Here is a 22,799-nt window from a genome sequence, read left to right on the forward strand (position 1 = left end):
GGCCAGCTAGCCCGCTGGCCTGTCGTTTTTGGCTTTGCGCGCGCATCAATCTAGACCAATGATGCCGCCGCGCAACCCGACCTATCGCGGAGCGGCTGTGCACCAATGCATGCCCGGAGCAAGATGTGACGACAAAATTCGATGAGCTGCTGGAAAAGTTCCACGCCTATCTCGCTTCCGTCGATGACGCTCTGGTGCGCGACGCCGTGGCACGCATAGGTTGGGACATGCCGGCCCGAAAGTTGGAGCCGCATGCGCTTGGCTGCCTGCGCCATCTTGATCGCGGGGCCGGACTGGCACCGCCGGATGCGAGGCCGCTGGTGCGATTGCTGGCCGAGCAGCGCAACGAACTGCATTGGGGACAGACCTACACCGAGGCTGATTTCGGCAGGGCCTTCATCGACAATTACGGCTGGCTGGAAATCTTCGGCACGCGTGGGCACTTCGTCAACGAAGAGGCTGCCGCCGGGCTGCTGATTCTTGGACCCGGGATCGTCTACCCCGACCATCATCACGTCGCCGAGGAAATCTATATTCCGCTGACCGGCGGTACGGAATGGCGCATGGGCGAAAGCGGTTTTCGCAGGCGGGAGGCCGGCGAGGTCGTCCACCATGCCTCCAACGTCAACCATGCCATGCGAACGGGCAAGGAGCCGCTGCTGGCGCTCTATATCTGGCGCGGCGGGCCGTTGGCGCAAAAATCCACGATCACCGGCACCGCGACGCAGGTCAGAGGCTGATGGCCAGGGCAATCATGCTGCAAGGCACAGGGTCGGATGTCGGCAAGACGGTGCTGGTCGCAGGCCTTTGCCGCGCCGCGAAAAAGCGTGGCCTGAAGGTGCGGCCATTCAAGCCGCAGAACATGTCGAACAACGCCGCCGTCGCCGATATCCCCGGCGACAACAACCACGGTGGCGGCGAGATCGGCCGCGCGCAATGGCTGCAGGCGATCGCCTGCGGCGTGCCGCCATCGGTGCATATGAACCCGGTGCTGCTCAAGCCGCAGACCGATGTCGGCGCGCAGGTCATCGTCCAGGGCAAGGTGTTCGGCGAGGCGCGGGCGCGCGACTACCAGGCGCTGAAGGGCCGGCTGATGGATGCAGTGCTGGAGTCCTGGGGCAAGGTCGGCGAGGGCGCCGACCTCGTCATCGTGGAGGGCGCCGGCTCGCCGGCCGAAATCAACCTCCGCAGCCGCGATATCGCCAATATGGGCTTTGCCACGCGCGCCGATGTGCCGGTGGTGCTGGTCGGCGACATCGATCGCGGTGGCGTCATCGCCTCGGTCGCGGGCACGCATCTGATCCTGCCGGAAGAAGACCGGCGCATGATCGTCGGCTATCTCATCAACAAGTTCCGGGGCGATGTCTCGCTGTTCGATGACGGCATCAAGGCGATCGAGAAGTTCACCGACTGGCGCTGTTTCGGCGTCGTGCCGTGGCTGAAGGCCGCGGCACGGCTACCCTCGGAAGATTCCGTGGTGCTGGAGCGGCTGGCATCCGGCGAGGCGCGCGCGCTCAAAGTGGCGGTGCCGATGCTTGGCCGCATTGCGAATTTCGACGATCTCGACCCGCTCAAGGCCGAACCGCAGGTCGAAGTGGTGTTCGTGCCGCCGGGAAAGAAGCTGCCGCCCGATGCCGGGCTGGTGGTCATTCCCGGCTCCAAGTCGACGATCGGCGATCTCCTGAAGTTTCGCGAGAATGGTTGGGATCGGGATCTTGCGGCGCACCGCAAGCGCGGCGGCCATGTCGTCGGCATCTGCGGCGGGTTCCAGATGCTCGGCCGCATGGTACGCGATCCCGACGGCATCGAAGGCTCCGTCATGGAAGCCGAGGGGCTCGGCCTGCTCGATGTCGAGACGGTGATGGAGCCCGAAAAGACGGTGCGCAATGTCAGCGCGCGCTCGATCCAATTCGACCTGCCGCTCGAAGGCTACGAAATCCATCTCGGCCGCACCACGGGCCCCGACACCAGGCGGCCGTCGGCGATCATCAATGGCGCCGAGGATGGCGCGATCTCGGCAGACGGCAAGGTGATCGGCACTTACATGCATGGCCTGTTCGGCGCCGACGGCTTTCGCGGGAAATTCCTCGAAAGCCTAGGCATCAAGGGCGGTGACCTCGACTATCGTGCCGAAGTCGAGCGGGCGCTGGACGAAGTCGCGGCCGAGCTGGAGACCCATCTCGACTGCGACGCGATTTTTTCGCTGGCGCGTTGAAGGTCAGGCCTTCTCGCTGGCCTTCGGCCAGTACGTGCCGAACGACCAGACATCTCGATTGGCATTGCCCATCCTTCCGCCAAGCGAATCTAGCAGAGCCCGCATTAGAATCAAAAACGCCCGGCTTGGCCGGGCGCTCTCAGTCCCCGCTTGTCGAGGGAAACTTGTCAGGCGCCGCGCATCAGGCAGCCGGCGGCCAGCACGATGTAGGCGATAAGCACAATCCACACCGATGCGATCGGAATGAACGCAAGGACGCCAAGCGCGGCAAGAATGCCGATGATGGCGATGACAACGGAGATGATGAAAACAATCTGGGTAGGCGCGCTGAGATTCATGTCTGGCTCCTCCAACATGATTCGAACATCAGCATTGTAACAGGCGCGTGATTACAGACCAATCATGACGCGCAACGGGTTGGCCGGATCGGCAAGCAGCTTCACCGCCAGAGCCACGCAGACGATGACCAGCAGCGGCTTGATCAGCTTGGCGCCGATGCGCATGGCCAAGCTCGCGCCGACGCGGGCACCGAGGAACTGGGCGACGCCCATCATCAGGCCAATCTTCCAAGATATGACGCCGACGGCGGCGAAGATGATGAAGCCGCCGATGTTGGAGGCGAAATTGAGCAGTTTGGTGTGCGCCGTTGCCTTGAGCACGCCGTAGCCGGCGAGCGTCACGAAAGCCAGCATGTAGAAGGAACCGGCGCCCGGCCCGAATACGCCATCATAGAAGCCGATGGCCGGCACCACGGTCACGCCGAACAGGAAGGGCGACAGGCGCTCGGCCCGGTCGACATCGTTCATGTTGGGCTTGAGCGCGAAGTAGAGCGCAATGGCAATCAGCACCAGCGGCAGGGCCGCGCGTAACAGGTCGCCGGGCACGATCGTGGCCAGCAGTGCGCCGATGGCGCCGCCAGCGAGGGCAAGCAGCGCCGATGGCAACTGCCGGCGCAGGTCGACATGGCCTTTCGAGGCATAGTGGATCGTCGCCGACCCGGAGCCGAACATGCCTTGCAGCTTGTTGGTTCCAAGCGCCTCGACCGGCGAAAAACCGGCAAGCAGCAGCGCCGGAATGGTGATCAGCCCGCCGCCGCCGGCAATCGAATCGACAAAGCCCGCGGCAAAGGCGGCGAAAGCGAGCATGGCGATGGTCTGGGCGGTGAGGTCGATCATCTGATACGTCGAGATGTCCGTCGGCTGCAGCGCGCGTTCGACCACGGCCACCCCGTTTGCGCAAGGCCGATTCCGCGCTAATTCTGTTGACGAGGAATCGGAAAGGGGCCGTTCATGGCATTCGCATTGCTGGACCAGATACGCTCGATCTTCGACGGCGACCCGGGCGTGCGCAAGGTCGCGGACGATCCCGTCCTGTCGGCGGAACTGCTGATGCTGTTCCGGATGATCCTGGCCGATGGTACGGTGAGCGAGAGCGAGATGATCGCCTTCCGGCGCATCTGCAAGGATGCTTTCGGCATTCCGGAAACCAGCATCGACGCGGTCATCGAATATCTCAACGAATTCGGCTACGAGACCAACGGCTCGCAGGCGATCGCGCTGTTTCGCGACCTCGACGTCGGGCGGCGCAAGCAATTGGCGCAGCACATGGCGGAAATCGCCAAGGCGGATTCGCAACTGGCCGAGACCGAGGTGCGCCTGTTGCGCCGCACGCTCGATTTGCTCGACATCAGCCCGGTCGATGTGGTGAAGCCGGAAGAGTAGCAGGCGGATCGGCAACTCACCCCTGTTCCTGCATCCGTTTCGCGATCGCCCGGCGCAGATCCGGCGCCGCAGCGACAAGCGCCTTGGCCGCCTCTGATTGTGGCTGATCGAGCACTTCGCTCGTCCTGCCGCGCTCGACGATCTCGCCGTCATGCATGACAAGCACCTCATCCGTGATGGCGCGGGCGACGGCCAGGTCATGAGTGATGAAGAGATAGGCGATGCCGAGTTTCCGGTTGAGTCCGGCGAAGAGGTCCAGGATCTGTGCACGAATCGAAACATCGAGCGCCGAGACCGGCTCGTCGGCGACGACAAGCTTGGGGCGCGTGATGATGGCGCGGGCGATCGACAGGCGTTGGCGCTGGCCGCCGGAAAATTCGTGCGGATATTTGTGCATGTCGCGTTGGTCGAGGCCGACCTCGTGCAGCGCATGCGCCACCATCTCGCGGCGCTCGGCGCGCGTCGGTTTTTTCTCCAGGACATGCAGGGGTTCGGCGACCAGTTTTTCGACCTTCTGGCGCGGATCGAAGGAGCCGTAGGGGTCCTGGAAGACAACCTGCATATCGCGCCTGGCCGGCTTCAGCTCGGCCTCGCTCCTGCCGGTGATGGGTTCGCCGCGAAAGCGGATCACGCCCGAACTCGGCCGGTCCAACGCCAGGATCATGCGGGCAAGGGTCGACTTGCCGCAGCCGGAGCGGCCGACCAGCGCCACCGACTGGCCCGGCGCCATCGACAGGGAGACATCGTCGACCGCACGTATGTCGGGCGCGCGCCTGAACAGCGCGATGCGGCGGCCGGGGTAGTCGCGGCTGACGCCCTCAACCTGCAGCAAGGGTTGGTCCATCCCGACACGATGAGGCTTGGCGCGCGCCGGAACATGCATCGAGGCCTGCGCCAGCTGGCGCGTATAGGGATGGAACTGTTCCGAGAGCGTGCGGGCCGTGTCGCCGGCGTCCATCACCTCGCCATGGCGCAGGATGGTAATGCGGTCGGCCATCTCTGTCACGACAGCGAGATCATGCGAGATGAGCAGCAGGCCCATGCGGTTCTCCGTCACGAGATCGCGCAGGAGGTCGAGGATCTGTGCCTGCAGCACCACGTCGAGCGCCGTCGTCGGCTCGTCGGCGATCAGCAGCTTCGGCTTCAGCGCGCAGGCGATGGCGATGACGACGCGCTGGCGCTGGCCGCCCGACAATTCGTGCGGATAGCGCGACAGCGGGAATTTCGCTTCGGGCAGGCCGACGCGGTCGAGCATTTTTCGCGCCCGCTCCTCGGCGTCGGCACGGCTTGCCCTGGTGTGCCAGCGTATGCCTTCGGCGACTTGTTCGCCGATCGTCTTGACCGGATTGAGCGCCGTCATCGGCTCCTGGAAAACCATGCCGATGTCGTCGCCGCGCAAGGCACACATCTGGTCCTCGGTCGCGCCGAGAATATCGATGCCGTCGAATGTAATGCGCCCGGTGGCGCGTGCGGCATGGGGCAGGAGCCGCATCACCGTCAGCGCGGTCATCGATTTGCCGGAGCCGGATTCGCCGACCAGCCCCATCACTTCGCCGGGCGCGACGGAGAGCTCCATGTCTTTCAGGATCTGTGTGTCGCCGATGACCAGCGACAGATTATCGACTTCGAGCAGGCTCATCGCCGCCGCCGCGATTTCGGGTCGATAATGTCGGCGATGCCGTCGCCCAGAAGATTCAGGCCGAGCACGGTGACGACGATCGCCATGCCGGGGAAGATCGCCATCCACGGCGCCACCACCATGCGCGTCTGGGCGTCGAACAGCATGCGGCCCCAGCTCGGCATCGGCGGCTGAGCGCCGAGGCCGAGATAGGAAAGCCCGGCTTCGGCCAGGATGCCCAGCGCGAACTGGATTGTGCCTTGCACTAGGAGCAGCGTGGCGATGTTGGGCAGCACGTGTTCGATCGATATCTGCGTGCTGCTCTTGCCGGCGGCGCGCGCGGCAAGGATGAATTCACGCGGCCAGACGGCCAGCGCGCCGGCGCGGGCGACGCGGGCGAACACCGGAATGTTGAAGATACCGATGGCGATGATGGCATTGACGGCGCCCGGCCCGAAGATGGCTGTTATCATGATGGCCGACAGCAGCGCGGGGAACGCGAAGACGAGGTCGTTGATGCGCATCAGCGCCTCGTCGACGAGGCCGCCGCGCGCGGCGGCGAAGGCGCCAAGCGGCACGCCGACACCCATGCCGATCCCGACGGCGACCAGCGCCACGGCGATCGAGTTGCGGGCGCCAACCATGATCATCGACAGGATATCGCGGCCGAAATGGTCGGTGCCGAACCAGTGCGCCAGCGAGGGACCTTGCGTCTTGTCCGCAATGACCAGCCTCGTCACATCGTAGGGTGTCCAGACATAGGAGACGACCGCCATCGCCAGGATCAGCACGGTGATGACGAAACCGGTAACGAAAGCGGTATTCCCAAACGCCTTGGCCATGACGCCGCGGAACGTCTCGTCGGGGATGTCGATGCGCAGCGTCATTGCCGGGTCCTCAGGCGGGGATCGACCACCGCATAGGAAAGGTCGACGACGAGGTTAACGGCAACGACGGCGGCGACCAGCAGCATGGCGACGCTCTCGACGACGATCAGGTCGCGCTGGGTGATCGCCTGGAACACCAGCCGGCCGAGCCCGGGCAAATAGAAGACATTTTCGATGAGGATGGTGCCGGCGAGCAGGAAGGCGAACTGCAGGCCAAGGATGGTCAGCACCGGGATCATGGCGTTGCGCAGCGCGTGCCGCCACAGCACGGCTCGATAGGGCAGGCCCTTGGCGCGGGCGGTGCGGATGTAATCCTCGTTGAGCACCTCGATCAGCGCCGAGCGGGTGACGCGCGCCAGGATCGCCGCTTGCGGCAAGGCAAGCGCCACCGCCGGCAACAGCAGCGATTTCAGTGCCGGCCAGGCGCCGGCGCCCCAACCAGGAAAACCACCGGCCGGGACCAGACGCAGCCAGACGGCGAAGACATAGATCAGCATCAGCGCGAACCAGAAATTGGGCACGGCAACGCCAAGCTGCGCGACGCCCATTGAAATCGTATCGCCGGCCCGTCCGCGCCGGCTGGCCGAAAACAGGCCGACCGGAATGGCGATCAAGGTGGAGAGCGCGAGCGCGATCAGCGCCAGCGGCAGCGAGACGGCCAGCCGTTCACGCACGAGATCGATGACCGGGACCGAGTAGGTATAGGAGCGGCCGAAATCGAGGGTGAGCAAGCCGCCGGCCCAGTGCAGATAGCGCAGGACGATCGGCGCGTTGAGGCCCATCTGGTTGCGCAAGAGCTCCACTTGGTCGGCACTGGCGTTCATGCCCAGCATCAGCCGCGCCGGATCGCCGGGGAGGATCTCCAGCACGGCGAACACCACCATCGAGGCAAGCACCAGCGTGGCAAAGGCGACGGCGAGGCGCTTGAGGAGGTAGGCGTTCATGGAAGGCGAGGGAGTGGCGCGCGCACCACGAACCTCACTCGCTCCACTTCACCTTGGTCAGGTCATTGGCCTGGATCGGCGCATTTTCCCACAGGCCTTGCAGCTTGGCGTCCCAGACACCGACCTTAGGCAATTCGTAGAGGAAGCCGACCACGGCGTCGTCGGCCAGGATCTTCTGGGCCTCGCCAAGCAGTTGCTTGCGCTTGGCCTCGTCGGAGGTGAGGTTGAGGTCGGCGATCACCTTGTCGAAGGTCGGATTGTCGTAGTTGAAGTAATAGTCCTTGCGCGCATAGATATCGATGTCGTTGGGCTCGGTATGGGAGACGATGGTCAGGTCGTAATCCTTCTTGGTGAACACCTGGTCCAGCCACTGCGCCCATTCGACCGGGATAATCTCCAGGTTGATGCCGACATCGCGAAGTTGCGAGGCGATGATCTCGCCACCGAGCCGTGCATAGCTGGGCGGCGGCAGTTTCAGCGTTGCCTTGAAGCCGTTCTCCAGCCCGGCCTCCTTCAGCAGTTCCTTGGCCTTGTCGACATTGTGCGGATAGAGGCCGGTGAGGTCGACATAATCCTTGTTGGCCGGCGACATATGCGAGCCGATCGGCAGGCCAAGGCTGGCCGAGGCGCCGTCGATGATCGCCTTGCGGTCGAGCGCGTAGGAGATCGCCTGCCTGACCTGCAGCTTGTCGAAAGGTGGCTTCTTGTTGTTGATCGAGAGGATGGTCTCGCCTTCGGTCGAACCGATCACCACCTTGAAACGCGGATCGTCCTTGACCTGTGCGAGGCTGTCGGGATCGAAGAAGGGGAAGGCCTGGATGTCGCCGGACAAAAGGGCCGGCACATAGGCCGCGGCATCGGGCACGATGCGGAACTCGACCTTGTCGAGGAACACCGGAGCGCCCCAGTAATGGCCAGATTTGACCAGCGTGATCGATGATCCCTTGGCCCAGTTCTGGAACTTGAACGGGCCGGTGCCAACCGGGTTTTCCTTGTTGGTGGCGGCGGATTTCGGCGACACCATCACCGCGTCGCCCCAGCCCATATTGTAAAGGAAGGATCCTTGCGGGTTTTTCAGCGTGACGTTCACCGTCGCCGGATCGATGACATCGACCTTGTCGATGGCCGCGAACAGGCCCTTCTGCGCGTTGACCGAATTGTCGGCGCGGGCACGGTCGAGCGAGAATTTCACGTCATCGGCGCTGAAATCGGCGCCGTCGTGGAATTTGACGCCGGTGTGCAGCTTGAAGGTGTAGACCTTGCCGTCATCGGAAATGGTCCAGCTTTCCGCCAGATCCGGCAGCACTTCGCCATTGGGTCCGATCCGGGTCAGGCCCTCGAAGACATTGGCGTAGAGCACTTCCTTGATCGCCGCAGCGGCACCAGCGGTTGGGTCGAGATGCGGCGGTTCGAGCGGAATGCCGATGACCAGGTCGGTTCGGGCCGCAAAGGCGGAGGTTCCAGCGGCCAATGCGAGAACCGCGGCGGCCAGAATGGTTTTCCACAATCTCATCGTGCAACTCCCCATGCGTTCAGGACACGTGCTCAAGCCGGGCGATAGAAGCGTGATTTCGCGTGGGAGTAAATTGCGTTTCGTGCTGCCAGGCAGGATGGCTGGGAATGTTTTTGTCGTGCCAGCCCTGTCGGCGGGCCGAAGCTTATCGCGATGCAGGGGTTATCCCGTGGCCGTGCCGCGCAGCAGCACGTTGAGCCCGATCGCCATCACCTTGGCCGATTCCACCATGTCCGATATGCCGACCCACTCGTCCGGCCGATGGGCGAGGTCGAGAATGCCCGGGCCATAGGCGATGCAGTCGTGGATATGTCCGATGCGGGCGATGTGCTTCTGGTCGTAGGTGCCGGGCGAAATGACGTAGTCGGGCTCGCGGTCGAAGATCGCATGAATGCCTTGCGCCACCGCCTTGACGACGGGCGCGTCGCACTCGGTCATCAGCGGCAGTACTTCCATCAGATCGCGGATCTGGTAGTCGAATTTTTTGCGCTCGCGCTTCAGCCGGTCGAGAATGCCGGTCACTTCGGCTTTGACCGTGGTCAGATCCTCCTCGAGAAGGAAGCGGCGGTCGATGGTCAGACGGCAGGAATCGGGCACGTTGGGGGAGGGCAGGCCGGGGCGGAAATCCTCGGTCTGGCCGCCGTGAATGGAATTGATGTTCATGGTCGAGCGCCTGGCGCCTTCCGGCACCACTGGCATGCGCGTGACCTTGAGGTCGAGTGCCGGGAACAGTTCGTCCTCGAATGCCTGCAGCACCGCGCCCATATGGCGCACCGCATTGTCGCCGAGAAACGGCATCGAGCCGTGCGCGATTTCACCCTTGGTCTCGATCTCCGCCCACCAGACGCCGCGATGGCCGAGGCAGATGCGGTCCTTGTTGAGAGGCTCGGGAATGATGACGTGATCGACCCTGGGTTTCGAGAAATAGCCGAGCCCGGCCAGATGGGCGACGCCGCCGAAGCCGCCGGATTCCTCATCGACCGTTCCCGAGATCTCGATGGCGCCGGGAAAATCGGGAAAGACTTCCAAAAAGGCTTCGACAGCGATGATGGAGGCGGCGAGGCCCCCTTCATGTCGCAGGCGCCGCGTCCATAGACCTTGCCATCCCTGACGATGCCGGCGAACGGATCGACGGTCCAGCCGTCGCCGGCTTCGACAACGTCGATATGCGAATTGAAATGGACGCAGGCACCAGGTGACCGTCCATCAAACCGCGCAACGACATTGATGCGCGGATAGCGATCGGTGTCGCCGGGCGTGCCGTCGGCGCGGATGAACTCGGTCTCGAAGCCGCTCTTCCTTAGCCGCGCACCGATATAGTCGGCGCATGGCCCGTAGGCTTCGCCGGGTGGATTTATGGTCGGAAAGCGGATCAGGTCGGCGGTCAGCGCCACCAACTCGTCGCGCCTGATGTCGATTGCCTTGAGGAGTCGCCCGTTCATGCCGCGAGTTGAGCAGCGATCCCAGTGGTTTTGCAAGCCCGTGATCAAACCCGTGCAACGTGTCGTTGTGGCAACTATCGCGGGAAATCGTTCAAATTCACTGCTTTGGATTGGCGAATTGGTCAAAGACTGTGTGTTATCTGTTCACCGCCATTAAAAAGGTGAAAAACAACGTGATGGCGAGCAGGCAAGGGCAATCAAAGGGGTTTGATCGCATGAAAATGTCATTTCTCAAGGCAGCAGTATTGGTCGTTGCGCTGTTTGGCGCATCGGCGGCAAGTCAGGCGGCCACATTGGTGGCGAACATCGACGTGTCGTCGCAGACGATGACGGTTCGTTATGGCGATTCTGTCTATCGGTGGGCTGTCTCGACCGCCCGTCCGGGCTATTTCACGCCGCGCGGCACCTACCGGCCGCAGCGCACGGCGCGGATGTGGTATTCGCGCAAGTACGACATGTCGCCGATGCCGTACTCGGTGTTCTTCCGTGGCGGCTATGCCATCCATGGAACGGGCGCCGTCAGGCAGCTCGGCCGTCCGGCTTCGCATGGCTGCGTAAGGCTGCATACGGCCAATGCCGCGGCCTTCTATTCGATGGTCCGCGAAGTGGGCTTCGGCAATACGCGCATTGTCGTCACCAATTAGGCAATTGGCGATTTGTTGATACTGGGCTTTGCTTGCTGGCGGAGGAACGCACGTTCCCGCCAGCGGCTTGCTCAGGTGTTTGAGACGGGAGCCGGCTTGGTGCGGTTTTTTCGCCGCCAGTTGCTGATCTCCCACCTTTTGTGGAACCACATCCATTGGCCTGGATCCTCTCGGACCCAGCGCTCGACGACGTCATTCAGCATCTGGGTGGTGGCGTGGACATCGACGCTGCCGTCGGCGGTGCGCGGCAGAACCAGCTTGTCCTCGATCTCGAGCCGGAAGCGGTTGCCCGGCAACCTGATACAACGCGCCGGATAGACGTCGCAGTCATAGTGGCGGGCAAGGGTGCCGAGCACGCGGTTGCTCTGGCAGGGACGGCCGAAGAAGGTCGTGTCCAGGCCGTTGGAGAATTTCTGGTCGACGAGAACGCCGATATTGCCGCCATTCTCCAACACCCCCGCCAGCGCGAACGAGGCACCGGCCATCGAAGGCAGCAAGCCTCCCATGGTCGATCGCCTTGTCGAAAGGATGTAGTCGGCGAGGTAGGGGTTGTTGGGCGGCCGAAACAGCGCCGTGATGTTCATGCCGAAGGTCGCGGCCGCCACCGGCAGCAGCTCGAAATTGCCGAGATGGCCGGTGAAGACGATGTGTGGCTGCTTCTCGGCCGCGATCTCCACGAAATGCTCTGTTCCCTTGACCTCGATACGGCCGGACTTTCCGGCGGCTGGATCATAGTCGAACAGGGCGTCGAGGAAGATGTATTCGGCGGCAAGGCGGGCCATGTTGCCCCACATGTCGGAGGCGATGGCCCGGATTTCGTCCTCGCTCTTTTCCGGATAGGCCTTGCGCAGATTGTCGAGGGCGACCTGGTGGCGTCCGACCCTTGGACCGATGAGGCGTGCGGTGCGATCGGCAAAATTCAGCGCGCTGTCGACCGGCAGCAGGCGCAGCAGCGACATGATGACCATCGCGAGACGCGCAACAAACCAGTAATTCACCTGGCGCAATTGTCTGCCATAGCGAAATTTCAGATCGCGGCGAAGCTTCTTGAGCACGGAAATCGAGGCTCTAGAGCATGATGCCGAAAAGTGTGAAGCGGTTTTCGGATGACATCATGCTCTATTCCTTGATTTAGAGGCGGATTCAGATTTCAGGTCGATTCGACCTGAAATCATACGACTCTAGGCGACGCGCAGGATGATCTTGCCGAAGACGTCGCGGCCTTCCATGCGCTTCAGCGCGGCATCGATATCGTCGAAGCCGACCTCGGTGTCGATCACCGGAGCGACCTGTCCAGCGGCCATCTTCTGCATGGCGTTGGCCATGTTCTCCATCCGGCAACCGAAGGATCCGAGCAGTTTCAACTGCTGCTGGAAGAGCTGCATCAGGTTGATCTGAGTCGACACGCCGGAGGTCGAACCGCAGGTCACCAGGCGACCGCCGCGCTTCAGGCACAGCATCGAACCGGCAAAGGTGTCGGTGCCGACATGCTCGAACACCACGTCGACGCCTTTCTTCTTCGTCAGCTTGCGCACGACGCCCTCGAAACGATCGTCGCGGTAGTTGATGACATGGTCGGCGCCGAGCGCCTTGGCCTTGTCGATCTTGTCGTTGGAGCCGACTGTGGTGATGATCGTGCAGCCCATCCGCTTGGCCAACTGGATGGCCGCCGAGCCGATGCCGGATCCGCCGGCATGGACGAGGATCGTCTCACCGGGCTGCAGCCTGGCATTGTCGAACAGCATGTGCTCGACGGTGCCGAAGGTAACGGGCGCCACGGCGGCCCCGATGTCGGTCACACCGGGCGGGGCGGGGACCAGCAGGCGCGCCGGCAGGTTGATCTTCTCCTGCGCGAAACCGTCGAGATGGAAGCCGTGAACGCCCGAAACATGCTCGCACAGATTGTCGCGGCCTTCGCGGCAGGCACGACAGAGGCCGCAGGTGCGTGCGCCGTAGATCGATACCAATTGTCCGGGCAGCAGGCTGGAAACGCCGGGACCGACCGCCTCTACCTCGCCGGAGGCCTCGGCGCCGACGACCAGCGGCAGCTTGCGCTTGGCGAAGGCCATGCCGCGCCAGCCCCAGACGTCGATGTGGTTCAGCGCCACCGCCTTGATGCGCAGCGTCACTTCGCCAACCGCGGGAGGCGGCGGGGGTGGCAGGTCCACCGTTTCAAGGCGGCGGTCCTCGATAAGTTGCAGTGCGCGCATGGAGCCTGTTGGTTCTGTTAAGCGGAAAGGGCTCGCTTAGACCGGTTCCCGCGCCATGACAAGGCAAGTGTTCTGGCCGCCAAAGCCGAAGGAGTTCGACAGAACGGAGCGAACCTGCGCATCGCGCTTCTTGTTCGGCACGACGTCGAGCACGATCGCCGGGTCAGGATTGTCATAGTTGATGGTCGGAGGAATGACGCTTTCGCGCATCGTCATCAGCGAAAACGCCGCTTCGACCGCGCCCGCCGCCGACAGCGTGTGGCCGATCATCGACTTGTTGGACGAGATCGGCATTGAGCCGATGCGCTCGCCAAACACCGTCGACAGCGACAGGTGCTCCATCTTGTCGTTTTCCGGCGTCGAGGTGCCGTGTGCGTTGACATAGTCGATCTCGTCTTCGCCGAGACCCGCATCCGCAAGTGCGGCCCGGACAGCGGCAATCGCCGGCGATCCATCCGGCTTGGAGCGTGTGCGATGGAAATCGTCGGCCTTTTCGCCACAGCCGCTGAGGATGCCGAGAACGGCGGCCCCACGGGCAAGCGCCGCCTCCAGCGATTCCAGTACCAGAGCGCCGGATCCCTCGGCCAACACGAAGCCGTCACGGTCCTTGGAAAACGGCTTGGAAGCCTTTTCCGGATTGTCGTTGTGGGTGGAAAGCGCCGACAGCAGCGAGAAGCGGATCAGCGCCTCGGCGGTCGCCGAGCCGTCGGCGCCGATCGACAGCGCGCGGTCGCATTCGCCACGGCGGATCGCCTCGACGCCGAGCTGGATGGCGGTGGCGCCGGAGGCGCAAGCCGTCGAGAGCGTGATCGGCAGGCCACGCGTGCCGAACCGGTCGGCGAGCCGGTCGGCGATCGAGCCGAACTGGGTGGTTTCGAAGAGATCGAGTTCCTTCAGGCCGCGCGCCACGCGCAGCAGCCTTTCGGCGCCGGAATCCTGCTTGTCGGAATTATAGAGCGAAAAGCGGTCGTGCCAGTCGAGTTCGACCGGCGGCGAGGCGAGGAAGAGAGGGCCGCCGAAATCGCCGGAATTCAGGCCGGCTTCGCCAACAGCCTCCTGCGCCGCGGTTTCCGCCAGTTCATAGGTGAGGAGGCTTGCTCCCTTGGAGCTCGACGGCAGAAAATCGACCATGCCGGAGATCCGTGTGTTGAGGTGATCGACCGGGAAGCGGGTGATCGGGTGGATGCCCGACTTGCCCGAGGTCAGCGCGCCCCAATTGTCTGATTTGCCGACGCCGAGCGAGGTCACCACCCCGATACCGGTAACGGCAACGACGGGCCTGCCCATGTGATCTCTGAAATTGGCCATCCGGGAGCCCTCTTATCTCTGCAGTGCGTTCGCCAGACGCCGCCTCAAGCGGCGTTGACCAGCGCCATGCCCTCGAATTGGTGATAGCCGATCGCCGTTGCAAGGACGCTCGCGGGAATGCCTTCGAATGGCTTTTCGGCCGTGGCGTCAAAGACAGGGTAGGCGGCCTTGCGGTCGACCGCCAGTGCCGCCAGCGCCACGGCGAAGGGAAACTGCGCTTCCTTCATGTGCCCGGTCAACGTTGCAAAACCGCGCGCCGATATCGCCGGATTGGCGTCGAGCGCCGCCTTTTCGGCTGATGTTGCCGCATGCGCGCCTGATGCTCCCGACATGGCGAGCAGCTTGCCGTTCAGCGGCAGCGCCTGTTTGAGCAGGAGAGCGATCTCGGCGTCGAGTTCTCCGCGCGCGCGCCTGGCGCGGCCGGAGACGACGGGGCCGAGTTCAGCGTAGATCTTGCGTCCGCGGCTTGCCGCGTGTTCGCGCTGCTCAAGCACCAGGAAGGCACCGCCGGAACCTGAGACCACGCCGCCGCCCTCGGCGCCCTGCCTTTGCCAGACGGGCTTCCACGGGCCGCGATGCAGGTAACCGGCCAGCTCGTAGCCGAGCAGCATGTCGGAATGTTCCGTCTGGAAGGCGCCGCCGACCAGGATGTGCGTCGACTGGCCGGAGCGAATGCGCGCGGCTGCCGTCTCGACGGCGGCGACGCCAGCGCCTTCCTCGCCCATGAAGGTCCTGGACGAGCCGGTCACCTTGTGGACGATGGAGATGTTGCCGGCGAGCAGATTGGAAAGCTGCGCCAGGAAAAGCGTCGGTCGCAATTCGGTGGTCAGCTTCTCGTTGAGCAGCACGTCGCGGTCGTTGCGGTTTTCCGAAGCGGCTAGAATGTCGGCGTCGACCGCTTCGTCGCGCTCGCCGCCGCCGGCCGCCACAACCATGTCCATGGTGGTGCAGAGTTCGTCATTGCCCTTGATGCCGGCGTCGTCGAGCGCGAGGCCCGCCGCATAGGTGCCGAGCCTCTGCCATGTCTCCATCTGCCGCTGATCGCCGCGCTTGGCGATCTGCAGGTTCCAGTCGATCTCGGGTAGTGGATGAACCGTGTAGGGCGCGAAGCGCCCGGCCTCGAGCACCGGCTCCCGGCCCGGTTGCGCCAGCTTTTGCCAATGGGCGTCGGGACCTTCCCCCAGCGAGGAAACAAGGCCGATACCTGTGATGACGACGTGGTGGGGGCTGCTCATGAGCGGCTTTGTGGGTCAGGTGACGGAGCGCGTCAAGTCACGCGCCCTGATGACCTCAGGCGGTCTTGGCGGCAACCAGCGCGTCGATCTTGGCGCACAGGTTCTTCATGACGAAGTAATCGTCGGTCGAAGCCTTGCCGTCATTGACTTCCTGGGTCCACTTTTCCAGCGGCACCTTGATGCCGAATTCCTTGTCGATGGCGAACACGATGTCCAGGAAGTCGAGGCTGTCGATGCCGAGATCGTCAATGGTGTGGCTCTCGGGCGTGATGGTGTCGATATCGATCTCGCTGGTGTCGGCAATGATCTTGGCGACTTTGTCGAACGTTGTAGACAAGGGGCTTTTCCTTCTTTGCGGGCGGAATCTGTCCGCATTCGTTTGGGCGCTGTCTAATCGGTTTTTCCCGGCAGGAAAAGGCCTGTTAAGCCGGGCGCAGATGGGTAGGATGCCCAGGAAACGCAAGAAGGGCCGCCGGTCGACTCGGCGGCCCTTCCGTTGACGCTACGTAAGCTCAGCTGTCGCGGAGCTTGACAAGGTCGTTCAGCAGCCCGACCGTTCCGTTGTGGACGGTCAGCCGCTCGACCTTGCCGGCGATGGTTTCCAGAGCCTCGAGCTCCTTCAGCCGCAGCATCACCGGGTTCTCCGCCATCACCTTGGCCGTGTTGAGCAGGGAACGCGTGGCGTTCGTCTCCTCGCGGCGGCGGATGACGTTGGCCTCGGCCTGCTTTTCGGCCGAAACCACCTGGTTGAGGATCTCGCGCATCTCACCCGGCAGGATGACATCCTTGAGCGCGATATCGCTGACCTCGACCCCGATCTCGGCCATGTCGGCACGGACCTTGGCCGCCGCTTCCTCGTCGACCGTCACCTTCTTTTCGAGGATCTGGTCGAGCGTGAGCGCGCCCAGCGTCTTGCGGAACGCGTACTGCAGGGCGCGGTAGAGGGCCTCGGAGAAGTCCTTCACCGCACTCACCGCCTTGACCGGGTCGATGACCCGGTATTCGGCCGCGATGTTGACGCGGATCGTGACGCGATCCCTGGTCAGCACTTCCTGCCCGGCGACATCGAGCGACTGGCGCTTGAGGTCGACGACCTTGATCTGCACCATCCGTCCGACGTTCCAGAAGCCGTGCACGCCAGCGGCAAGCGTCCGCACAAGGACACCGTCGATGAACAGCAGCCCGGCCTGGCCGTCGACAACCGGGTGAACGGACATCAATTCCGCCTTCCGAGCCTGGCCGAGCCGGCGCATGACAGCCGGATCGATGGCAAGATCGGCCGAGGTGTCGATCACCGTCACCTTCCACGGTCCGGCATCGGTCCACAGTACCAGCTTACGGTCGGGGGCCTGCACGGAATGCAGGTTGCCGTCACGCTCGATGACGGCAACTTCCGTGCGCCCGGTGCGCACGACGGTGAAATGACGCGCGGCCACGTCCGGGAGCTTGTCGAACAACGCCTTCTCGTACGCCGAAACGAATTCCGGGCTCTTCAGATCGTGCCGGGACACCTCAAGGCTCTGGTTCCGGTTGGCGAGCCAGTGCTCACCCGGCAGCAGGACAGCCTTGATCTCTCCCTTGTAGAGAGTGAGGGCACGTTCGTTTTCCCTAACGAGGACCCGCTCGCGCCCAAGAACTGTATCGAGAATAGTCATTGTCTTACTCCTGTCGGGCATGGCCCCATGCGAGGCGTCACGTCATGCGTCGATCTTCCCTTCGTTTCTCGTTTCACTTCCAATTCCGGACACGAATGATCCGGGGACTGGTGGCATCGATGCGCGGCGGGCCTGCGGGAGCGGATCGCGGGGCAGCGAAGCGGGCGCCGGAGGCGAGCCTCCCTTGCCGGCGACACTGCGCCTTGACCATCACCGCGAGCCTGGCCGCGAGCCGATGGCATCGGACCTTTCGATACGTCCTGGCCCGAAGGCTTCGGCCGTCCGTCACGTCTTCAGCATTCCAGTCCCCGGACCGTTTCAGATAACACCTGGCAGGGTGCTGGCTTATCGAGCCAATGGAGAAGGAATCGAACCTTCGACAATCAGATTATGAGTCTGATGCTCTACCAACTGAGCTATCCGTGGTGCAGACGACGGGACTCGAACCCACAACCTCCGGATTATGTCCGGCGCTCTCCCAGTTGAGCTACATCCGCGATCCCAATCCCCAAAGCGGCGCCGTATACAGGGCGGCAAAGCCGTCTGCACGGGCGGAGACGAAAGCTCCAACCGTTGTGCTCGCTTCGGTTTTCGTGACCGGGAGCGCGCCTATAGCCCCTGCGACGGGTTGTCGCAAGCGACATTGTCGTGCCGAATTCGCGGCTTCTTTCGGCGGTGGCATTTCGGCAACACTCATTGCCGCGCCCGCGTTCGGGAGCAGTTGTCTCAGAAGGTGACGCGGCCGAGTACGCGCAAGCCGTCGCCTTGCGGCTCGACCACCACTGCTTCGCCTTCGCGCGGCGACACGCCGGTCAGCGCCACGATGTTTTCGAGATGGGTGACCAGGACCAGATTGTCGGAGCCGGAATAGGCGCGGATTTCCTTCATGATGGCGGCGATCTGCGCTGCTTTCTGCGCATCGTCACCCTTCAGGAGATCGAGCGGTGCGAACAGCTCCGGCTCGGCTTCGAAAGCGGTGCGCGCGGTGTCGAGGCAGCGGCAATAGCGGCTGGACAAAATGCGCTCGATGGGAGCCGCGCGGGCGGCAAACAGGGCGCCGATCTTGCTTGCCTGCTGCTTGCCGCGCGCCGACAGATTGACCTGGGTGGCGCAATTGCCGATGTCGAAATTGGCCGGGTCGGTGGTGCCGGTGACCATAGCGTGGCGCAGCAGCACGACATGGCCGCCATCGCGCAGCAGCGCCCAGCCGGCGTCCGTCGCGTGCGCGGCGGCGGGGACGACAAGCAGGAACAACGCCAAGGCTAACCGGATCATCGCCACCCTTCCATGCTCCCGTGTCGGGCTCCAACCATTCGCATATAAGGATTGGAAAGCAGGCACAAAGACAAGCCGGGCGTCAGCCACGTCTCACGCCTCACTTTTTAGCGAGCTGCTGCTTCACCAGATCGATCACCGAGCGGAACTCGGTACTCTTCATCGCCGCGAGATGATGCGGCAGAGCCGCCGCGTAGGGCTGTTTTCACCAGCGACGCCATACATCGCCGAACGGTCGGTTCCGCGGCGAAGCCGATCACCGTGCCGAGGCTCGCATTGGCCTTGCGGTTCCAGCCCGCCAGTTCCGATCGGCTCGGCCGAGTGGGTTGGCGCACGCCGCACCCATGGCATCGGCAGGAAACGGATTGGTGCGGCAGGCATCGAGGGTGCGATTGCGCAGCGACCGTGGCTCGCCTATCCCTGAAAAATGTCTCCGCTTACCGAAACCGTCCTGTTCGTCTTCAGTCTTGTCGCGCTCGGCTATCTCGCCGGGCTCACGGGCTATTTGAGACCGGCGAGCGGCGAGGGGATATCCGACTTTGCCGTCAGCGTGGCCATGCCGCTGCTTCTCTTCCAGACCATGGTGACGGCGGATTTTCATGGCGTGGCGCCATGGCCGCTATGGGGGGCCTATTTCACCGCCGTGGCGATCACCTGGGCCGTCGGCCATGTCGTCACCACGCGGATCTTCGGTCGCGATGCGCGCGCCGGGGTCGTCGGCGGGGTGTCGTCTGCCTACTCCAACGTCGTGCTGCTCGGCGCTCCCTTCATCCTTAGCATATTCGGTCCGAGCGGCTTTGAAGTGCTGTCGCTGCTGGTCTCGGTGCATCTGCCGATCATGATGATGGCTTCGATCGTGCTGTTCGAGATGTTCGGGCGCGGCAGCGGCGAACACGTGCATCCCTTGCGCGTTATCAGAAGTTTCCTCAGGCGGCTGTTCATGAATCCGCTGATCATCGGCATTGTCCTGGGGCTGGCATGGCGGCTCAGCGGCGTCCCGCTGCCTGGTCTCGCCATGCGCCTGGTGGATGCATTGGCCGATACGGCCGGGCCGGTGGCGCTGTTTGCCATGGGGCTCAGCCTGCGCCGCTTCGGGATATCAGGCAATGTCCGGCCGGCGCTGGCGCTTTCGGCGCTCAAACTGTTCCTGATGCCGGCACTGGTTCTTGCCTTCGTCTGGCTGCTCGGCCTGCCGCCACTGACCGCCAAGGTGGCGGTCGTGGTGGCGGCGCTGCCCTCCGGCATCAATTCCTATCTCATCGCGGTGCAGTTCAACACCGGCCAGGCGCTGGCATCGAACCAGATGACCATCGCCACGGCCTGCGCGGCGATCACCACCGCTTTCTGGCTGACGGTTGTCCTGCATGTTTTCGGATAAGGTTGGCGACGCCGTACGCCAACGCGCTCTCGTCTTGTGCTGGTCCAACCCCTATATGCCATCTTGCGATTGCTTGCGGGGCTTTCCCTAGGTTAAGAGCAATGGCTCCAGCGCGCGGCCCTGCCTGCGCTTTACCGAAGACATCCAGATAGCGGCCCGTGAGCGCCGAACGGAGGCTAGACCATGCTTCAGAAAACCAGCCATTTCATGCGGCAGGCCAATCTCATCAACGGCGAATGGGTGCAGGCCGACAGCGGCCAGACGGTCGATGTGAACAATCCGGCTACAGGCCTCAAGATCGGCACCGTACCGAAGTCGGGCAAGGCAGAAACTCGCCGCGCCATCGAGGCCGCCGATGAAGCTTTCAAAACCTGGCGCAAGACGACCGCGCTCGAGCGCTCGAAACTGCTGCGCAAGCTACATGACGCGATGATGGACAATCAGGACGTGCTGGCCGAACTGCTTACCATCGAGCAGGGCAAGTCGCTGTTCGAATCCAAGGGCGAGATCGGTTCGGCTGCCGCCTACATCCTGTGGTTCGCCGAAGAAGGCCGCCGCACTTATGGCGATGTCGTGCCCTCGCCATGGGCGGACCGCCGCATCCTGGTGACGAAAGAACCAGTCGGTGTCATCGCCGCCATCACGCCGTGGAATTTCCCCTCCTCGATGCTGGCCCGCAAGCTCGGTCCCGCACTTGCCGCGGGCTGCACCGCTGTCGTCAAGCCGGCCTCGCAGACGCCGTATTCCGGCCTTGCCTGGGGGGCGCTTGCCGAGGAAGTCGGCTTTCCCAAGGGCGTCGTCAACATCCTGACCGGCGCCGCCGGCGAGATCGGCGACGAGATTTGCGCCAATCCGCTGGTCAAGAAGATCACCTTCACCGGCTCGACCGAAGTCGGCAAGATCCTGATCCAGAAATCGTCGGTGACCGTCAAGAAGGTATCGATGGAACTCGGCGGCAATGCGCCGTTCATCGTTTTCGACGACGCCGATATCGAGCGTGCCGCGGCCGGCGCGATCACTGCCAAATATCGCAATTCCGGCCAGACCTGCGTCTGCACCAACCGCTTCCTGGTCCAGGCCGGCGTCTATGACAAGTTCGTCGAGAAACTCGCCGCGGCCAGCAACGGGCTGAAGGTCGGTTCCGGCCTGGAAGAGGGCGTCCAGCAGGGGCCGCTGATCGACGAGAAAGCGGTCGAGAAGGTCGAGGAGCTGATTGCCGACGCCACGGCGAAGGGCGGCAAGGTCGTCGCCGGGGGCAAGCGCCACGCGCTCGGCGGTTCGTTCTTCCAGCCGACGGTCATCGCCAACGCGACGCCGAAAATGCGCTTTATGAAGGAAGAGATTTTCGGGCCGGTCGCTCCCGTGTTCAAGTTCGAGACCGAGGAAGAGGCCGTGGCGCTCGCCAACGACACGGAGTTCGGCCTTGCCTGCTACTTCTACACCGGCGATCTCGGCCGCGCCTTCCGGGTCATGGAAGGCCTGAAATACGGCATGGTTGGCGTCAATGAAGGGCTGATCACCACACCTGAAGCACCGTTCGGCGGCGTCAAGGAATCCGGACTTGGCAAGGAAGGCGGACATCAGGGCATCGAGGATTACCTCGATACCAAATATGTGTGCATCGGCGGCCTCGGCCTCTGATAGGCTAGTCCGGAGGCAGGCTCGTAAACCTGCCTCGAGGCTGAAGAACCAGCCGAAGTCCTTGGATCCACTGACGTTTGCGGGCATGATGATGAAGGACGGCGAGGTTTTCGGCACGACGCAGGCAGGCGAACCGGTCCGCCGCTTCACGATCAGGGGCGGCGGCCTCACCGCCAACATCATCGGGCTCGGCGCCATCGTCCAGGACCTGCGCCTGGCCGGGCATGACGCGCCGCTGGTTCTCGGCTACAGCACTCTGGAAGCGTATGAGACCGATACTGCCTTCTTCGGGGCGGTGGTTGGGCGCTACGCCAACCGCATCGGCGACGCTCGTTTCACAATTGGCGGCAACCGCTATCAAACCGAGCGCAACTTCCTGGACAAGCATATGCTGCATGGCGGCTCGCAAGGCTATTCCCACCGGCCATGGACGGTTTCGCTGCATGGCAGGGACTTCGTCACGCTGACGCTGCATGATCCCGATGGCGCGATGGGCTTTCCCGGAGCGCTCGACGTTACCTGCACCTACCGGCTGAAAATTCCCGGCACGCTCAGCGTCGAACTGACGGCGACCTGCGAGGAGCCGACGCCGTGCAATCTCACCCAGCATTCCTATTTCAACCTCGACGATGGCGGTGCCGGCGACATTCTCGACCATAGGATGATGCTGAACGCCGGCGCCTATCTGCCTGTCGACGGCGACATGATCCCGACCGGCGTGGTCAAGCCGGTCGACGGCACGCCCTTCGATTTTCGCCAGGCGCGGCCGCTGCGCATGGAGACCGAGGGCGAACAGTTACCCTACGACCAGAATTTCTGCCTGGCCGCGGCGCGCGGTCCGCTCAAGCAGGCAGCTTGGGTGCAAGGGGCGAGTTCCGGCATCGAGATGGAAGTCTGGACCACCGAGCCCGGCGTCCAGCTTTATACCGGGCAATATGTGACGCCACGCACCGGCCTGGAAGGGCGGGGTTACAAGGCCTTCAGCGGCTTCTGTCTGGAGCCGCAGATATGGCCCGACGCGCCGAACCGGCCGTATTTCCCGCAGGCGACGCTATGGCCTGGCGCGATCTACCACCACGTGACGGAATATCGGTTCCGGCAGGGCTGACTTTT

20 protein-coding genes, 2 tRNA genes and 1 pseudogene are annotated in these 22,799 nt (G+C 63.4%); 7 read left to right on the forward strand and 16 right to left on the reverse strand.

Features of this window, described 5'->3' with window-relative positions:
- Positions 1–125: 125 nt before the first annotated feature.
- Positions 126–740 carry a dimethylsulfonioproprionate lyase family protein gene (locus tag FJ936_RS12870; RefSeq protein WP_140615972.1) on the forward strand — a complete coding sequence of 205 codons (615 nt, stop codon included), beginning with the start codon at positions 126–128 and terminating at the stop codon, positions 738–740.
- On the forward strand, positions 740–2,215 hold the full coding sequence (locus FJ936_RS12875) for a cobyric acid synthase (RefSeq protein ID WP_141906636.1): 1,476 nt from the start codon (positions 740–742) through the stop codon (positions 2,213–2,215). Before FJ936_RS12870 ends, FJ936_RS12875 begins: the two co-directional genes overlap by 1 nt.
- 167 nt (positions 2,216–2,382) lie before the next feature.
- Here the strand turns inward: FJ936_RS12875 and FJ936_RS12880 are convergent, their stop codons facing one another.
- Positions 2,383–2,553: a hypothetical protein gene (locus tag FJ936_RS12880; RefSeq protein WP_023769888.1), complete on the reverse strand. Its 171-nt coding sequence runs from the start codon at positions 2,551–2,553 to the stop codon at positions 2,383–2,385.
- A 51-nt stretch (positions 2,554–2,604) separates the two neighbouring features.
- Positions 2,605–3,390: a TSUP family transporter gene (locus FJ936_RS12885; RefSeq protein ID WP_015317457.1), complete on the reverse strand. Its 786-nt coding sequence runs from the start codon at positions 3,388–3,390 to the stop codon at positions 2,605–2,607.
- A 114-nt stretch (positions 3,391–3,504) separates the two neighbouring features.
- Between FJ936_RS12885 and FJ936_RS12890 the strand changes: the two genes are divergently transcribed.
- Positions 3,505–3,936 carry a TerB family tellurite resistance protein gene (locus FJ936_RS12890; protein ID WP_015317458.1) on the forward strand — a complete coding sequence of 144 codons (432 nt, stop codon included), beginning with the start codon at positions 3,505–3,507 and terminating at the stop codon, positions 3,934–3,936.
- A 16-nt stretch (positions 3,937–3,952) separates the two neighbouring features.
- Here the strand turns inward: FJ936_RS12890 and FJ936_RS12895 are convergent, their stop codons facing one another.
- The 5 genes and pseudogenes from FJ936_RS12895 to FJ936_RS12915 form a co-directional block, all read right to left on the reverse strand.
- Positions 3,953–5,575: a dipeptide ABC transporter ATP-binding protein gene (locus FJ936_RS12895; protein WP_141906637.1), complete on the reverse strand. Its 1,623-nt coding sequence runs from the start codon at positions 5,573–5,575 to the stop codon at positions 3,953–3,955.
- Positions 5,572–6,441: an ABC transporter permease gene (locus FJ936_RS12900; protein WP_140791783.1), complete on the reverse strand. Its 870-nt coding sequence runs from the start codon at positions 6,439–6,441 to the stop codon at positions 5,572–5,574. Before FJ936_RS12900 ends, FJ936_RS12895 begins: the two co-directional genes overlap by 4 nt.
- A complete protein-coding gene (locus FJ936_RS12905; RefSeq protein WP_140791784.1) occupies positions 6,438–7,385 on the reverse strand; it encodes an ABC transporter permease in 948 nt (315 codons plus the stop codon). The genes FJ936_RS12900 and FJ936_RS12905 overlap by 4 nt, the downstream gene beginning before the upstream one ends.
- A gap of 34 nt (positions 7,386–7,419) precedes the next feature.
- The gene (locus FJ936_RS12910) at positions 7,420–8,898 is read right to left on the reverse strand and encodes an ABC transporter substrate-binding protein (protein WP_140791785.1); all 1,479 of its coding nucleotides are present in this window, start codon (positions 8,896–8,898) and stop codon (positions 7,420–7,422) included.
- A 162-nt stretch (positions 8,899–9,060) separates the two neighbouring features.
- A pseudogene (locus FJ936_RS12915) lies at positions 9,061–10,340 on the reverse strand (acetylornithine deacetylase/succinyl-diaminopimelate desuccinylase family protein).
- Between the two features lie 215 nt (positions 10,341–10,555).
- Between FJ936_RS12915 and FJ936_RS12920 the strand changes: the two are divergent.
- Complete coding sequence (locus FJ936_RS12920; RefSeq protein WP_140714882.1) at positions 10,556–10,984, forward strand: L,D-transpeptidase; 429 nt, start codon at positions 10,556–10,558, stop codon at positions 10,982–10,984.
- 71 nt (positions 10,985–11,055) lie between these two features.
- Here FJ936_RS12920 and FJ936_RS12925 read toward each other — a convergent pair whose 3' ends face one another.
- The 9 genes from FJ936_RS12925 to FJ936_RS12965 all read right to left on the reverse strand — a co-directional run bounded on the left by FJ936_RS12925 (position 11,056) and on the right by FJ936_RS12965 (position 18,667).
- A complete protein-coding gene (locus tag FJ936_RS12925) occupies positions 11,056–12,039 on the reverse strand; it encodes a lipid A biosynthesis lauroyl acyltransferase (RefSeq protein WP_181763131.1) in 984 nt (327 codons plus the stop codon).
- A 126-nt stretch (positions 12,040–12,165) separates the two neighbouring features.
- On the reverse strand, positions 12,166–13,194 hold the full coding sequence (locus FJ936_RS12930) for a zinc-binding dehydrogenase (RefSeq protein WP_141906639.1): 1,029 nt from the start codon (positions 13,192–13,194) through the stop codon (positions 12,166–12,168).
- Between the two features lie 36 nt (positions 13,195–13,230).
- On the reverse strand, positions 13,231–14,502 hold the full coding sequence (locus FJ936_RS12935; RefSeq protein ID WP_140714886.1) for a beta-ketoacyl-ACP synthase: 1,272 nt from the start codon (positions 14,500–14,502) through the stop codon (positions 13,231–13,233).
- Between the two features lie 44 nt (positions 14,503–14,546).
- Entirely contained in the window at positions 14,547–15,737 is a 1,191-nt protein-coding gene (locus FJ936_RS12940; RefSeq protein WP_140792266.1) for a beta-ketoacyl-ACP synthase, read from the reverse strand.
- Between the two features lie 55 nt (positions 15,738–15,792).
- Positions 15,793–16,074, reverse strand: a complete 282-nt coding sequence (locus FJ936_RS12945) for an acyl carrier protein (protein WP_010909964.1) — start codon at positions 16,072–16,074, stop codon at positions 15,793–15,795.
- Between the two features lie 175 nt (positions 16,075–16,249).
- Complete coding sequence (locus FJ936_RS12950; RefSeq protein ID WP_181171434.1) at positions 16,250–17,392, reverse strand: slipin family protein; 1,143 nt, start codon at positions 17,390–17,392, stop codon at positions 16,250–16,252.
- A 357-nt stretch (positions 17,393–17,749) separates the two neighbouring features.
- Positions 17,750–17,814: transfer RNA gene (locus FJ936_RS12955), tRNA-Met, on the reverse strand.
- 1 nt (position 17,815) lies between these two features.
- A tRNA-Tyr gene (locus tag FJ936_RS12960) sits at positions 17,816–17,889 on the reverse strand.
- A 229-nt stretch (positions 17,890–18,118) separates the two neighbouring features.
- Entirely contained in the window at positions 18,119–18,667 is a 549-nt protein-coding gene (locus FJ936_RS12965; protein WP_015317470.1) for a histidine phosphatase family protein, read from the reverse strand.
- A 427-nt stretch (positions 18,668–19,094) separates the two neighbouring features.
- Here FJ936_RS12965 and FJ936_RS12975 point away from each other — a divergent pair, with 427 nt between their 5' ends.
- From FJ936_RS12975 to FJ936_RS12985, 3 genes are all read left to right on the forward strand, one after another.
- Positions 19,095–20,045: an AEC family transporter gene (locus FJ936_RS12975; RefSeq protein ID WP_140792268.1), complete on the forward strand. Its 951-nt coding sequence runs from the start codon at positions 19,095–19,097 to the stop codon at positions 20,043–20,045.
- A 183-nt stretch (positions 20,046–20,228) separates the two neighbouring features.
- Positions 20,229–21,686 carry an NAD-dependent succinate-semialdehyde dehydrogenase gene (locus FJ936_RS12980; protein WP_140792270.1) on the forward strand — a complete coding sequence of 486 codons (1,458 nt, stop codon included), beginning with the start codon at positions 20,229–20,231 and terminating at the stop codon, positions 21,684–21,686.
- Between the two features lie 85 nt (positions 21,687–21,771).
- A complete protein-coding gene (locus tag FJ936_RS12985; protein WP_140792308.1) occupies positions 21,772–22,794 on the forward strand; it encodes an aldose epimerase family protein in 1,023 nt (340 codons plus the stop codon).
- Positions 22,795–22,799 lie beyond the last annotated feature (5 nt).

It is taken from the genome of Mesorhizobium sp. B2-4-13 (assembly GCF_006658535.1).
Classification (GTDB): Bacteria; Pseudomonadota; Alphaproteobacteria; order Rhizobiales; family Rhizobiaceae; genus Mesorhizobium; species Mesorhizobium australicum.